This window comes from Endozoicomonas sp. SESOKO1, assembly GCF_024606265.1.
GTDB lineage: Bacteria > Pseudomonadota > Gammaproteobacteria > Pseudomonadales > Endozoicomonadaceae > Endozoicomonas.
Genome location: NZ_JAHHPP010000045.1, coordinates 25,749 through 36,202 on the forward strand (window position 1 = coordinate 25,749; position 10,454 = coordinate 36,202).

A 10,454-nucleotide genomic window follows, 5' to 3' on the forward strand; every position below is an offset into this window, starting at 1 on the left:
GAAAAATAGAAAACACAATCGCAAAAGTTCGAATCTAGTGGAAATAGCTCTTACCGCTTTTCGCCTAAAATCTGAAAATTAATATTGACCTGAAAAGACGATTAGCCTTATAGTCTGATTATCGTTGTATACAACGACGGGATTGCAACCCCGGTACACAAATCAATTGGTGCAAAAGACGCACCTATCCTCGCGTCTTTTTTTGTATCTACACACCCAGATTTCATACCGTTTTATGACGGGCCGGGTGGGACCCTTCGGGGGCCGGTGTACCAGTTGAGCCGGCGGTTGCAATCCCACCCGGCTTGTCACCATTCAGAGATTGCAACCTCCGGTGACAGGACAAATACCTGATCAACTGGAGGCAGTCATGCCTAAGACCTATACGCTCGCCATCTTGGCCGACACCTGCACCACCTGCGTCAACAACTCCATCCTGCGTTACACCACCATCACGGCCAACAGCCACAGCGAAGCCTGCACGCTGGCTGCCCAGATCGGCGCACTGGTCTGTGGCTGGAGGGTGGTGGCATGAAACACATCAAGATCGATGACCAGCTGTTTGCCCGGTTGCAGGCTCTGTTTGAGGCTCACCAGGCATCGGACAGCGTTGCCCACTACGACGACGTGCGCGACATGATCTATCACATCCTGCACCGGGTGGCCAGTGCCAACGGTGGCAGCATGGGCAGCCAGGCGGCGGCCTTGTTGAACATCCTGAGTATTGAGGGTGAATCATGCTGACCACCCGCAACCTGCGCCGCGAAATGGCCGAGCTGACCCGTGAGGCGACCGGGCGTTATGCCGGTCTGCTGATCACCACCAACATCGACTGTGGCAAAACCCTGCCCGGGTACCGGTTGTTACTGGTGCCCATTATCCATGGGTACTGGTGCCTGGAAGACCGCCTGCTGATCAAGCAGCCGGACGGTGAGCCACGGGTGGTCGCCAGCGCGAAGACCGCCATGAACTTTGCCGCGCGTTACGGCTTCGAACCACAGCATGTGCAGTTCAGGGAGGTGCGCTGATGGCTGGACAGAACGAGCGCGGCGTCTGGGTCACCCAGGCGCACATGCGCCTGACCGGGTCGCCGGACTGTGCCCTGTTTCTGGCGCAGTGTGTCTATTGGTCACACTGCAAGACGGTTGAACAACGTTCCGGCTGGTTTTACAAGACCCGCAATGAGTGGCAGGCCGAGACCTGTTTGTCTCGTTACAAGCAGGAGAAGGCACGTCAACGCCTGAAAGCATTGGGCGTGCTGCAGGAGCGCCACGAACGGCGCAATGACGGTATCCGGTTGTGGTACCGGATCAATCTGGGACTGTTGAACCGGAAACTCAATGACCTTAGTAAAAATGTAGATATGGTTGAATCCACTTCTTGTCTGGACGATCAGTCAGAAAAAACAGGCATAAAAGAAGTAAATAGCAATATTAATGAAAAGGGTTCTGTGCCTACAGAACCGTGCTCTACAGACAATAGTGAAAAAGAGAATGAAATACTTCTTTTAAGCGGTTTTTATGGTACTAACGTACCAGATAATAACAATGCAGATTCTGTTGAATACCAGTGTTTTTCACTGAACCCGGAAGATTACGTGTTTTGCCATGTTTTCATTTACCAGTTTGTGAAGACCCAGCTGCACGGCACGGCACTGCGCAGCCACTGGCAGCTCTACGGCCTGGCCCATGAAGACCTGTTCAACCGCTTCTGTGAGTTCATTGAACAGCACGGGCAGGCCATGGTGGACTGGTATTGGCAGAATGCCGCGCTCGAGGTGCCGACCCTGACCGGTGACGACATTACCTTCTGCAATATTGCCGGTCGGGGGATGCATGCAGCAACTTGATTTATGGACGGTTGGTCAACGGTTGATAAACGACAATGACTTAACAAAAAAGCCGGTCTTGAACCTGGATTCTGAGGACGCGTTTATCCGTCGTTTGTACGGTCAACATTTCCTGAACGGTTGGTTAAAAGTGAAGCAAAAACGCCATTTTAAAACGGTTATAAAAGATTAGGTTTTTAGTTAATAACAGTGATTAAAAAAACAAGCCGATATAGGGGGGGGGTGCGAATTAAATACAAAATCACTCAATCCCTTGCGGCACTAAGAAAAGCGCCAGCGAATTAATATCGAATTAATACCGAACTAATACCGAATTAAATATGCAGAATTATTGCAACGTGTTAAAAACAGGATTTTATATAACGGCCGGTTTGTCAGCCATTCTGTCCATTTTGCTGCTGACCTCGGTGGCTGAGGGCTGGTTTTCGTGGTCGATCCTGGCCACCATGGCGCTGGTGTTTGAGCTGGGTAAATGGTGCTCAGTATACGACCAACGACGCTGGATAGCGGGTCTGTTAATCACCGTTTCGGTGCTGGGATCGGCCGGTGGTTTGCACCGGGCACTGACCATTAACCTGGACACGGCTGGCCATATCAACCAGCAGCGGAGACTGGTCACTGACGAGATTGAGCAGAACAACCAGGCAATCAAGACCTACCTGGCCATGGACCGTATCAAGCACCATGCCCAGCCACTGCAACAGCGCAACGCCGAACTGCGGGAGCAACTGGCCAGCCTGCCACCGCCGGAGGTCTCGGAACTGGCGGCGGTGCTGTCACTGCTGGCCAGCGTCCTTCAGGTGCCCGTTGACCTGGTCACCGGCGTGGTGATCCTGCTGCTGGCCGGGTTGCTGGATACGTTGGGTGTGCTGTTCATGCAGCGGCCAACTGATGTGGACGTTGAGGGTGCCACCGATCCGGAGCCGACCCCCAAAGCAAAAAACCTGGAGACTCTGTCCCACAGTTACCCGGCGTTCAAGAAAATGCAGCTGGCCCGGCGTGACCAGGGTGCAGAGGTGCTCAGTCAGCGGGCCTGTATCCGTGACGGTTACCGTGACAAGCAGGTGCGTGGGTATTTTCAGAAGCTGGTGAAGGAGGGATTCATTACCAAAAGTGGTGGCCAGTATGACTGGCCCGATCATAAGACGCAGGTCAGGCAGTTGTTCTGACCTACCGGTGATGGTGCAGGGTACCCTCATTATCCATGCGGCTCAGTTTTTCCCGGACCGCGTCACAGATAAAGGCGTTGACGGATTTGCCGCGACGGCTGTTGACCAGCAAGCCAATCTTGCGGTGAAGCTCTGCGCCCAGACGAACATTCAACACACCCTTGAACGGCTTGTCCGGCTCTTTGTTCAGGGCGGCGCAATCGTCCAGGTAGTCATCCACCGAACGCCGGAATTCCTGTTCCAGGGTTGTCAGCGTGTCTGCCTCATAAGTCACCAGATCACGGATAAACGCCAGCTTGCCATACAGCGTGCCGTCGTCAATCTGCGGTTCAATGGTGCCCTGGTATCCTTTGTAATTGAAATACTGGGTCATGAAAAATAATCCTGCTGGTTCAATGCTTCGATCAGGTCTTTCAACGCGCCTCCTTTGAGATGGTTTTCCGGGTGAGGCCGATGAAAGCGAAGCATGTGTTTATTCGATTTATGGTAAAAGCGTACCCGCGAACCGGACATCTCCTCTTTCTGGTAACCCAGTGCCGTGAGAAGCCTGACCACATCTTTCCAGGGAAAGGTTTTCGGGTTGCCTTTCAGTTTTTCCAATAGCTTGTGGTGCTGCAACGATAGCGACCTCCTGTTGTAACTGATTTTAGTTTCATTGTTTGCGATTTTGCAAATCGTGAATGGAGATTGCCTGTCTTTTGATCAGTGGCAAATTTCAGAATCCTGAATACACTTTTTGGTTCGGAGGTGTGGTGATGACTAAAAATGAAACCCTTTTGTTACAAATATTTAGATAAGGATGGTCGGCAATGAAACGACTCAACACCGGCCAACTTATTGAAAAGCCTGTTTGTCCAACCTGTCATAAAAAGTTGGATGGCTTTGCATCGCATTTGACCGATCATTGGCCTTCACCCGGTGCGGTGACGATTTGCGCTTATTGCCGGCAGGTTTTGCAGTTTACCAATGACATGGCGCTGCGCCTGGCCGATCCGGAGGTGATTGAACAGGTCATGCTTGAGGTGTCTCACATGCAGGGTGTTCTGAATGCAATGGATAAGCGTCAATGAAAGAAATTACTGAAACACGATATGAAATTGAAGAGACTGAAAGCCATCATTGACCAGTGCGTTGACTATGCAGGCGATTGCGACCCGGATGTTGAAATCTGGATCGGTGACAAGAAAGCTTATAAGATTGGCCGCATCGGTCAGTTTGGTGTGCTGCCCAATGTCATTATCAGTGTCGGTGAGAAGCTGTATGATTCAGAGGCAGAAAAGCATTACTTATGAGCCGAACCAAACCTCAACAATCCGCTGCCAAAAAATTACTGGGCAAGCCAAAGGGCAAACTGGAACCCATTGATTTCAATCAGTACCCGGCACCGGACTGGATGACCAGAGCCTACCGCAATCACCGCTATGTGGTGATGATTGAAGACGGTGTAGCCATGAGCAACGGTGCAACCGCCATCAAGGTTATGGTGCAGCGGCATGATGACAAACCAATACCGAACCATTGGCGTGAAATGCAAAATATCAAGGATGAAATCTTCGGGTCTGAGGCATTGGGAGTTGAGTACTATCCTCCAGAAGAACAGCTAACCGATAAAGCCAATATCTATTGGTTATGGATCTTCCCGGCAGGTGGCTTGCCTGTCGCCTGCATAACTAAGACACGGTAAAAAGATATGCCCAATGAAGTCACCTATTGCGGCTGGACCGAAGAAGAGATTGAAGACGCCGAGTTTGTTCCCACCCATGTTATGGTGAATTACATGAATGACGAGTCGGATCAGTCGATTGCCAAAGAAAAAGCCAGGATTGCGGCCATTTGTGATGACGATGAGTGACCAGCCAGTGTTTGTGTTCGGCAGCAACCTGGCTGGTTTCCACGGCAAAGGCGCTGCCCTGTATGCCAGGAAAAAGCACGGTGCCGAGCAATACATTGGTGTCGGCCGAACCGGCAATGCCTATGCCATTCCCACCAAAGATGGTCAGTTGAAAACCCTGCCACTGGATCAGATTCGCCATTATGTAAATGGCTTTATCGGCTATGCCCAACAGAATCCGGACCTTGAATTTGAAGTGACCCGGATCGGTTGCGGCCTGGCGGGCTACCAGGATCAGGACATTGCGCCGATGTTCCAGACGGCACCCGGTAACTGTCGTTTGCCCGATGGCTGGCGTTTATAACCAAATCGACTTGAAAACCCGTCAATTAAACCTACACTAATTACCTAAGCTAGGAGTCGAGCGCCTGTGTCCAGCGTTTGATTGGATAGCGCCTTTGCGAACCCTACAACCCACACGACCGTGGGTTTTTTTATGCCTGCCCACATCACAAGACAATGGCCAGGCATCATAACATGTGACCCTTATCAGCAGTCCGTCCTAGTACTGGCCTTTTACCAGTTGAGCCGGTATTGCCAGTGGCGGGCTGCGCTTATTCAACTGGTAACTCCCATGACTGATTTGGCCTTTCACGCCATTGCGGATATTTTTCCGCTGATGGACGGGCAGCCATTGGCTGACCTGACTGACGACATCAAAACTCACGGCTTGCGCGAACCGATCTGGTTGTATGAAGGGCAGATACTGGATGGGCGCAATCGATACCGGGCGTGTCAGGCGGCTGGGGTGGAGCCGGTGTTTGTGGATTATCAGGAGGATGACCCGGTTGGATTTGTGGTGTCGTTGAATTTGCATCGGCGGCATTTAAATAAGGGACAAAAAGCTATTTCGGCTGGTAAAGCTGCGGATGCAAAAAAAGAAGACAATTTGAAACGTGGTTCCGAAGGACAAATTTGCCCTTCGGGAAAAACAACAATATCAGAAGCTGCAAAACAGTTTGATGTAGGTTCTACAACAGTTAAGTCTGCAAAACAGGTATTAAAAACCGGTACAAAAGGACTGACGCAAAAAGTAGTAGAAAATAAAGTCAGCGTCAGCACTGCCGCTGACATCGCCACACTGCCACCCAACGAACAGGACATCATTGTCGGCCTGGGTGAAAAAGCCATATTGATGGCGGCCAAAGAGATCCGGGCTAAAAAGAAAAAAGCACGTCGTGAGGAGTTAAGCCAACAAAAACAGAATTATCTTGAAGCCGCCAGAAAAGCGCAGAAAAAGTCTTTCTCAGATCGCTGTCGGCTTATACATCAAGACTTTCGCACCGCCAAAATTGCTGACAGTAGCCTGGATCGAATCATTACTGATCCGCCTTATGGCCATGACTATATCCCGGTTTACAGAGACCTTGCACAGTTTGCAGTCCGAACACTTAAACCCGATGGCGTGATGCTGGTCATGTGTGGCCAGATGTGGTTTCCGGAATTTCTCAATCAGCTCACTCAATCCGAACTGCATTACCAGTGGCTGATGGCTTACCTGACTCCGGGTGGGCAATCACCCGGACTGTTTCAACGAAAGGTCAATACCTTCTGGAAGCCGGTCTTGGTGTTCAGCAAAGGAGAATCGGTGCCTGACTGGTTTGGCGATGTGGTGACCTCATCCACTAATGACAACGACAAACGATTCCATGAATGGGGACAGTCCGAAAGTGGTTTTTGCCAGTTGGTTAACCGGTTTACCCGGCCAGGGCAGACAGTTTGTGATCCTTTGATGGGTGCTGGCACAACGCTGCTGGCTGCCCTGCAGTGCGGTTGTCAGGTCATTGGCATTGAATGCGATGAGTGGGTGTTTTATCAGGCCAGCGAGCGAATACAGGAAACGATAAATCGTGTATAACCGTGATCAACGAGGCGTCAAGACCCGGCACGATGGCGGTGGCGATGCCTGGGCTGAAGCCCATAGAAACCTAGGCACGTCATTCAATATGCAGGATCTGGATGCATTGTTTGGTTTTGTTGCGTTTGGTGTCAATGGTGCCGAGAAGCTTTTTCTTGAGTACCAGCCAGACGATTACCAGAACAGAAACCAGGTCATACGTCGATTTGCAGCCGTTGCCATGTTTGACCGCAAAAACAGCATGAAAGCGGCTTTCAATAACAACAACCTTGTCAGCACTGCCAACTACCTTTGGCAGTGCCGGTGTTTTTCCCGATGCCAACCGTTAAAACCGAAATTCTTTTATGTCATTGGTGGTCAGAAGCCGCCCTGGGAAATGATTGAGCTGGATATCGATACAGGTGACAGCAAAGGACAATACATTATTCAGACAACACAGCATGAAGAGTGGCGCGCCCTGTGGGACAGGATTGGCTTGTCATCTCTGCGCAGCGCATTGCGTGAATGGATCTGATGATGAAGGTATGCATGGTCGTTGTGATGCTGATCTTGTCTGGTTGCCACCTGCAACGCCCCATGACCGGAGCCACCCTGCGTGCTGCACTGGATGAATGCCAGGAGAACGACCTGGCTTCATTGGTTTACGTCCGCACCGACAGCAGCGTCATGGGTGTGCGTTGCATACCCAGAAAAGACCAGGTTGCCCGCACTATCCGCATCCGGCCTTACACGCCCATGAAGATCATCCGGACGTTTGCCGAGACCGAAGAGGTCGTTGAGTAATGCCTGATCGAATTGCCCGACCCTGCCGTGTCAGCAGCTGCAGCCACCGGACCACGCTGGAGCATGGCTATTGTGAACAGCACAGTGACCGGCAACGGGTGCGCCAAACCGATAGATCCAGTGGCTGGCGCAACGGGCGGCAGGGCAGCAGTACCCAGCGCGGCTATGGCCATCAGTGGGCAAGGCTGCGGTCACAGGTCCTGCGCCGCGATGGCTGGCTATGCCAGGTGTGCCGCCGGGCAGGGCGGTTTACCAGGGCAACCTGCGTTGACCATATCAGGCCAAAGTCACGAGGTGGTGACGATGCCCTGAGCAACCTGCAAAGCCTTTGCGACACCTGCCACCGCCTGAAGACGCAAGCCGAATCCAACGCTCGGCCCTGTTGTGGCCAGCTGGCTGCAGCCCTTGCCGCGCAAGGCATTCAGCCTTGATTAGACAGGGCGCTACAGCCCTAGTGTCGCAGGAGATACAGCAGCATGGCTACAGCCTTACTGCCACGTGGCTTACAGGGCAGGGCTACAGGCTAGTGCCGCAAGGGGTAGGGGGCGGGGGTCAAAACTTCGGGGCTTTCAATAAAGACTGCGCGCGTCCAGCACATTTTTCGTGCGTGCAACTTTTATCAAATACTGTATATAAACACAGTGAAAATCAAAGATTTTGTTATAAGTTACCTGAAAGCCTGTCCACGCAATGCAAAAAAGCACGACGTGGTGCAGGTACAGCAGATTGCCCGAAGCATTGAGATATTCGGTTTTAACAACCCGGTGCTGATTGACAGCGACGGTGAAATCATTGCCGGCCATGGTCGCTTTGCAGCGGCGCAATTGTTGCAGCTGGAGAAGATACCCTGCATTGTTCTGGACCACTTGAATGACCAACAGAAACGCGCCTTCCGAATTGCTGATAACCGGCTGTCCGAACAAGGGGGGGATGGGACGAAGACCTGCTGATGCTGGAGCTGACTGAACTGAAGGCCGTTGACTTTGATACGGAGATCACCGGCTTTGATGACCAGCACTGGCAGAAAATGCTGCCGGAGAAAATGACCCGCAGCACCGACCAGGACGATAAGATTCCTGAACTGCCAGACGATAACGATACCTTGTCACGCACCGGGGACGTCTGGCTACTGGGCAACCACCGGTTATTGTGTGCTGACAGTACCATCCAGCAGGATATGCGGAAGCTGGTTGGCGATCACCCGGTTGACTGTATCTGGACTGATCCACCCTATAACGTGAATTACCAGGGGGGTACTGAAAAGCAATTGACGATCAAAAACGACCGGATGGAGTCGACAGCCTTTTGCCAGTTTTTGTTGCGGATATTTGAAAACGCCTTTGCTGTAGCCAGAACCGGTTGCCCGATTTACGTGGCTTATGCCGACAGTGAAAACATCGCCTTTCGTGAAGCCCTGACCGACACTGGTTGGAAACTATCGCAAACCCTGATCTGGATGAAACAACACTTCAAATTGTCCCGGCAAGATTATCACTGGCAGCACGAACCCATTATCTATGGCTGGAAAAAGGGTAGTGAGCACCGCTGGTATGGTGGCCGGACACAGACCACCATCATGGACGCCAACCTGGTGTTGGAAAACATGAGCCATGAAGCTCTGCTGAAGCTGGCCAAGTCTTGGCAATACGTGATGGCATCTACTGTCATCAAGGCAAAGAAACCCAATACCAGCAAAGAGCACCCGACCATGAAACCCGTGGCCTTGATCATGCGCATGCTGCAGAACTCCAGCCAGCCCGGCGATCGGGTGCTGGACCCTTGCGGTGGTTCAGGCAGTACTTTGATTGCTTGCGAAAAGCTGAAACGCCACGCCTTGCTGATGGAGATTGACCCGAAATACTGCGACGTCATTATACGGCGCTGGCAAACCTTCACCGGTAAGGACGCGGTGCATGAAACCACAGGACAGACCTTCACCATGAAAGAACAACAGGTAGCCTGATATGGCAGCCCCACACCCACTACCGACCAATCTGAAAGTGCTGCGCGGCACCGCGCAACCCTGTCGGCTGAATGCCAAAGAGCCAAGGCCCGACACCAATGTTTCCATGCCCAGCGGCCTGAGCAAGGACGAACAGCAATACTGGCAACAGGTTGCCGGCCATTTGCAGGAGGCCGGCGTGCTGACGGTGATGGACGTGCAGGCACTGAAACTGTACTGCCGGATCTATGCCAAGTGGCAGGAAAGCAATGAAAAGCTGGACGAATACGGCCCGGTGATCAAAACCAAAACCGGCCATCCGGCGTTGTCGCCGTACTTCAAGATTTCGCAAAAGTACCTGGACCAGCTGCTGGCGATCCTGCGTGAATTTGGCATGACACCCAGCAGCCGCACCCGCATCCACACCAACAGCGACAAACCCGATGACGACTACGAAGCCTGGCAAAAAAAACGGCGGATGGCCCGTGAAGGTGTTTAGTGGCCAGACACTGGGAAGACGCCTGGCATTACGCCAACCGGATCACTGACGGTGAGATCGCCGCCTGCAAATGGGTGCGCTTGGCTTGCCAGCGATTCATTGACGACATGCACCATGGCCACCAACGTGGCCTGGCATTCAGTCCGGACAAAGCCCAGGACATTCTGGACTATTACAACCTGACGCCCCACATCAAGGGCGAATGGGCAGGCCAGCCCATCACGCCCAGCGACTGGCAGACCTTTGCGCTGGTCAACCTGTTCGGCTGGTACCGGGCAGACGGCACCCGGCGTTTTCGCAGTGCCTACATTGAGGTTGGCCGCAAGAACGGCAAAAGCACCTTTGTCGCTCCTGTCGGTTTGTACATGCTGAAAGAGGACGGCGAGGCGGGCAGCGAGGTCTACAGCGCCGCTACCAGTCGCGACCAGGCACGCATCGTGTTTGACGACGCCCGCGACATGAC

General features: G+C 52.5%; 21 protein-coding genes. 19 read left to right on the forward strand and 2 right to left on the reverse strand.

Annotation, left to right across the window (positions count from 1 at the left end; all coding sequences use genetic code 11):
• Positions 1–370: 370 nt before the first annotated feature.
• The 6 genes from KDK13_RS02660 (at position 371) to KDK13_RS02685 (ending at position 3,018) form a co-directional block, all read left to right on the forward strand.
• Positions 371–535 carry a hypothetical protein gene (locus KDK13_RS02660; RefSeq protein WP_257283279.1) on the forward strand — a complete coding sequence of 55 codons (165 nt, stop codon included), beginning with the start codon at positions 371–373 and terminating at the stop codon, positions 533–535.
• Positions 532–744, forward strand: a complete 213-nt coding sequence (locus tag KDK13_RS02665; protein ID WP_257283281.1) for a hypothetical protein — start codon at positions 532–534, stop codon at positions 742–744. The genes KDK13_RS02660 and KDK13_RS02665 overlap by 4 nt, the downstream gene beginning before the upstream one ends.
• Complete coding sequence (locus tag KDK13_RS02670) at positions 738–1,028, forward strand: hypothetical protein (protein ID WP_257283282.1); 291 nt, start codon at positions 738–740, stop codon at positions 1,026–1,028. Before KDK13_RS02665 ends, KDK13_RS02670 begins: the two co-directional genes overlap by 7 nt.
• On the forward strand, positions 1,028–1,849 hold the full coding sequence (locus KDK13_RS02675; protein WP_257283283.1) for a hypothetical protein: 822 nt from the start codon (positions 1,028–1,030) through the stop codon (positions 1,847–1,849). Before KDK13_RS02670 ends, KDK13_RS02675 begins: the two co-directional genes overlap by 1 nt.
• Positions 1,836–2,021 carry a hypothetical protein gene (locus tag KDK13_RS02680; RefSeq protein ID WP_257283285.1) on the forward strand — a complete coding sequence of 62 codons (186 nt, stop codon included), beginning with the start codon at positions 1,836–1,838 and terminating at the stop codon, positions 2,019–2,021. The genes KDK13_RS02675 and KDK13_RS02680 overlap by 14 nt, the downstream gene beginning before the upstream one ends.
• A 166-nt stretch (positions 2,022–2,187) precedes the next feature.
• Positions 2,188–3,018, forward strand: a complete 831-nt coding sequence (locus KDK13_RS02685) for a hypothetical protein (protein ID WP_257283287.1) — start codon at positions 2,188–2,190, stop codon at positions 3,016–3,018.
• A gap of 1 nt (position 3,019) precedes the next feature.
• On the opposite strand, the gene KDK13_RS02690 is transcribed toward KDK13_RS02685, so the two are convergent.
• Together KDK13_RS02690 and KDK13_RS02695 are read right to left on the reverse strand one after the other, a co-directional pair.
• The gene (locus tag KDK13_RS02690; RefSeq protein WP_257283288.1) at positions 3,020–3,391 is read right to left on the reverse strand and encodes a type II toxin-antitoxin system HicB family antitoxin; all 372 of its coding nucleotides are present in this window, start codon (positions 3,389–3,391) and stop codon (positions 3,020–3,022) included.
• Positions 3,388–3,636 carry a type II toxin-antitoxin system HicA family toxin gene (locus tag KDK13_RS02695; protein ID WP_257265403.1) on the reverse strand — a complete coding sequence of 83 codons (249 nt, stop codon included), beginning with the start codon at positions 3,634–3,636 and terminating at the stop codon, positions 3,388–3,390. Before KDK13_RS02695 ends, KDK13_RS02690 begins: the two co-directional genes overlap by 4 nt.
• Before the next feature lie 191 nt (positions 3,637–3,827).
• Here KDK13_RS02695 and KDK13_RS02700 point away from each other — a divergent pair, with 191 nt between their 5' ends.
• From KDK13_RS02700 to KDK13_RS02760, 13 genes are all read left to right on the forward strand, one after another.
• The gene (locus KDK13_RS02700) at positions 3,828–4,088 is read left to right on the forward strand and encodes a hypothetical protein (protein ID WP_257283290.1); all 261 of its coding nucleotides are present in this window, start codon (positions 3,828–3,830) and stop codon (positions 4,086–4,088) included.
• A 21-nt stretch (positions 4,089–4,109) separates the two neighbouring features.
• Positions 4,110–4,310 (forward strand): hypothetical protein, encoded by a 201-nt coding sequence (locus KDK13_RS02705; RefSeq protein ID WP_257283292.1) that lies wholly within the window; start codon positions 4,110–4,112, stop codon positions 4,308–4,310.
• Positions 4,307–4,702, forward strand: coding sequence for a hypothetical protein (locus KDK13_RS02710; protein ID WP_257283293.1), 396 nt, complete (start codon positions 4,307–4,309; stop codon positions 4,700–4,702). Before KDK13_RS02705 ends, KDK13_RS02710 begins: the two co-directional genes overlap by 4 nt.
• 6 nt (positions 4,703–4,708) lie before the next feature.
• Positions 4,709–4,870, forward strand: a complete 162-nt coding sequence (locus KDK13_RS02715; protein ID WP_257283295.1) for a hypothetical protein — start codon at positions 4,709–4,711, stop codon at positions 4,868–4,870.
• Positions 4,854–5,213: a hypothetical protein gene (locus tag KDK13_RS02720; RefSeq protein ID WP_257283296.1), complete on the forward strand. Its 360-nt coding sequence runs from the start codon at positions 4,854–4,856 to the stop codon at positions 5,211–5,213. Before KDK13_RS02715 ends, KDK13_RS02720 begins: the two co-directional genes overlap by 17 nt.
• A gap of 270 nt (positions 5,214–5,483) precedes the next feature.
• Positions 5,484–6,767, forward strand: a complete 1,284-nt coding sequence (locus KDK13_RS02725; protein ID WP_257283297.1) for a DNA modification methylase — start codon at positions 5,484–5,486, stop codon at positions 6,765–6,767.
• Positions 6,760–7,281, forward strand: a complete 522-nt coding sequence (locus KDK13_RS02730) for a hypothetical protein (protein ID WP_257283298.1) — start codon at positions 6,760–6,762, stop codon at positions 7,279–7,281. The genes KDK13_RS02725 and KDK13_RS02730 overlap by 8 nt, the downstream gene beginning before the upstream one ends.
• Entirely contained in the window at positions 7,281–7,550 is a 270-nt protein-coding gene (locus tag KDK13_RS02735) for a hypothetical protein (RefSeq protein ID WP_257283299.1), read from the forward strand. Before KDK13_RS02730 ends, KDK13_RS02735 begins: the two co-directional genes overlap by 1 nt.
• A complete protein-coding gene (locus KDK13_RS02740) occupies positions 7,550–7,981 on the forward strand; it encodes an HNH endonuclease (RefSeq protein ID WP_257283301.1) in 432 nt (143 codons plus the stop codon). Before KDK13_RS02735 ends, KDK13_RS02740 begins: the two co-directional genes overlap by 1 nt.
• A gap of 210 nt (positions 7,982–8,191) precedes the next feature.
• On the forward strand, positions 8,192–8,500 hold the full coding sequence (locus tag KDK13_RS02745; protein ID WP_257283302.1) for a ParB/Srx family N-terminal domain-containing protein: 309 nt from the start codon (positions 8,192–8,194) through the stop codon (positions 8,498–8,500).
• A complete protein-coding gene (locus KDK13_RS02750; RefSeq protein WP_257283303.1) occupies positions 8,500–9,513 on the forward strand; it encodes a site-specific DNA-methyltransferase in 1,014 nt (337 codons plus the stop codon). The genes KDK13_RS02745 and KDK13_RS02750 overlap by 1 nt, the downstream gene beginning before the upstream one ends.
• A gap of 1 nt (position 9,514) precedes the next feature.
• On the forward strand, positions 9,515–9,991 hold the full coding sequence (locus KDK13_RS02755) for a phage terminase small subunit P27 family (RefSeq protein WP_257283304.1): 477 nt from the start codon (positions 9,515–9,517) through the stop codon (positions 9,989–9,991).
• On the forward strand, positions 9,991–10,454 hold a 464-nt coding region (locus KDK13_RS02760), incomplete at its 3' end, for a terminase large subunit domain-containing protein (protein ID WP_257283306.1). The genes KDK13_RS02755 and KDK13_RS02760, both read left to right, overlap by 1 nt.

Bases quoted from the DNA above. Each gene is read 5' to 3' on its own strand.
- KDK13_RS02660 (WP_257283279.1), top strand. From the start codon at position 371: ATGCCTAAGACCTATACGCTCGCCATCTTGGCCGACACCTGCACCACC.
- KDK13_RS02665 (WP_257283281.1), top strand. From the start codon at position 532: ATGAAACACATCAAGATCGATGACCAGCTGTTTGCCCGGTTGCAGGCT.
- KDK13_RS02670 (WP_257283282.1), top strand. From the start codon at position 738: ATGCTGACCACCCGCAACCTGCGCCGCGAAATGGCCGAGCTGACCCGT.
- KDK13_RS02675 (WP_257283283.1), top strand. From the start codon at position 1,028: ATGGCTGGACAGAACGAGCGCGGCGTCTGGGTCACCCAGGCGCACATG.
- KDK13_RS02680 (WP_257283285.1), top strand. From the start codon at position 1,836: ATGCAGCAACTTGATTTATGGACGGTTGGTCAACGGTTGATAAACGAC.
- KDK13_RS02690 (WP_257283288.1), bottom strand. From the start codon at position 3,391: ATGACCCAGTATTTCAATTACAAAGGATACCAGGGCACCATTGAACCG.
- KDK13_RS02700 (WP_257283290.1), top strand. From the start codon at position 3,828: ATGAAACGACTCAACACCGGCCAACTTATTGAAAAGCCTGTTTGTCCA.
- KDK13_RS02705 (WP_257283292.1), top strand. From the start codon at position 4,110: ATGAAATTGAAGAGACTGAAAGCCATCATTGACCAGTGCGTTGACTAT.
- KDK13_RS02710 (WP_257283293.1), top strand. From the start codon at position 4,307: ATGAGCCGAACCAAACCTCAACAATCCGCTGCCAAAAAATTACTGGGC.
- KDK13_RS02715 (WP_257283295.1), top strand. From the start codon at position 4,709: ATGCCCAATGAAGTCACCTATTGCGGCTGGACCGAAGAAGAGATTGAA.
- KDK13_RS02725 (WP_257283297.1), top strand. From the start codon at position 5,484: ATGACTGATTTGGCCTTTCACGCCATTGCGGATATTTTTCCGCTGATG.
- KDK13_RS02735 (WP_257283299.1), top strand. From the start codon at position 7,281: ATGATGAAGGTATGCATGGTCGTTGTGATGCTGATCTTGTCTGGTTGC.
- KDK13_RS02740 (WP_257283301.1), top strand. From the start codon at position 7,550: ATGCCTGATCGAATTGCCCGACCCTGCCGTGTCAGCAGCTGCAGCCAC.
- KDK13_RS02750 (WP_257283303.1), top strand. From the start codon at position 8,500: ATGCTGGAGCTGACTGAACTGAAGGCCGTTGACTTTGATACGGAGATC.
- KDK13_RS02755 (WP_257283304.1), top strand. From the start codon at position 9,515: ATGGCAGCCCCACACCCACTACCGACCAATCTGAAAGTGCTGCGCGGC.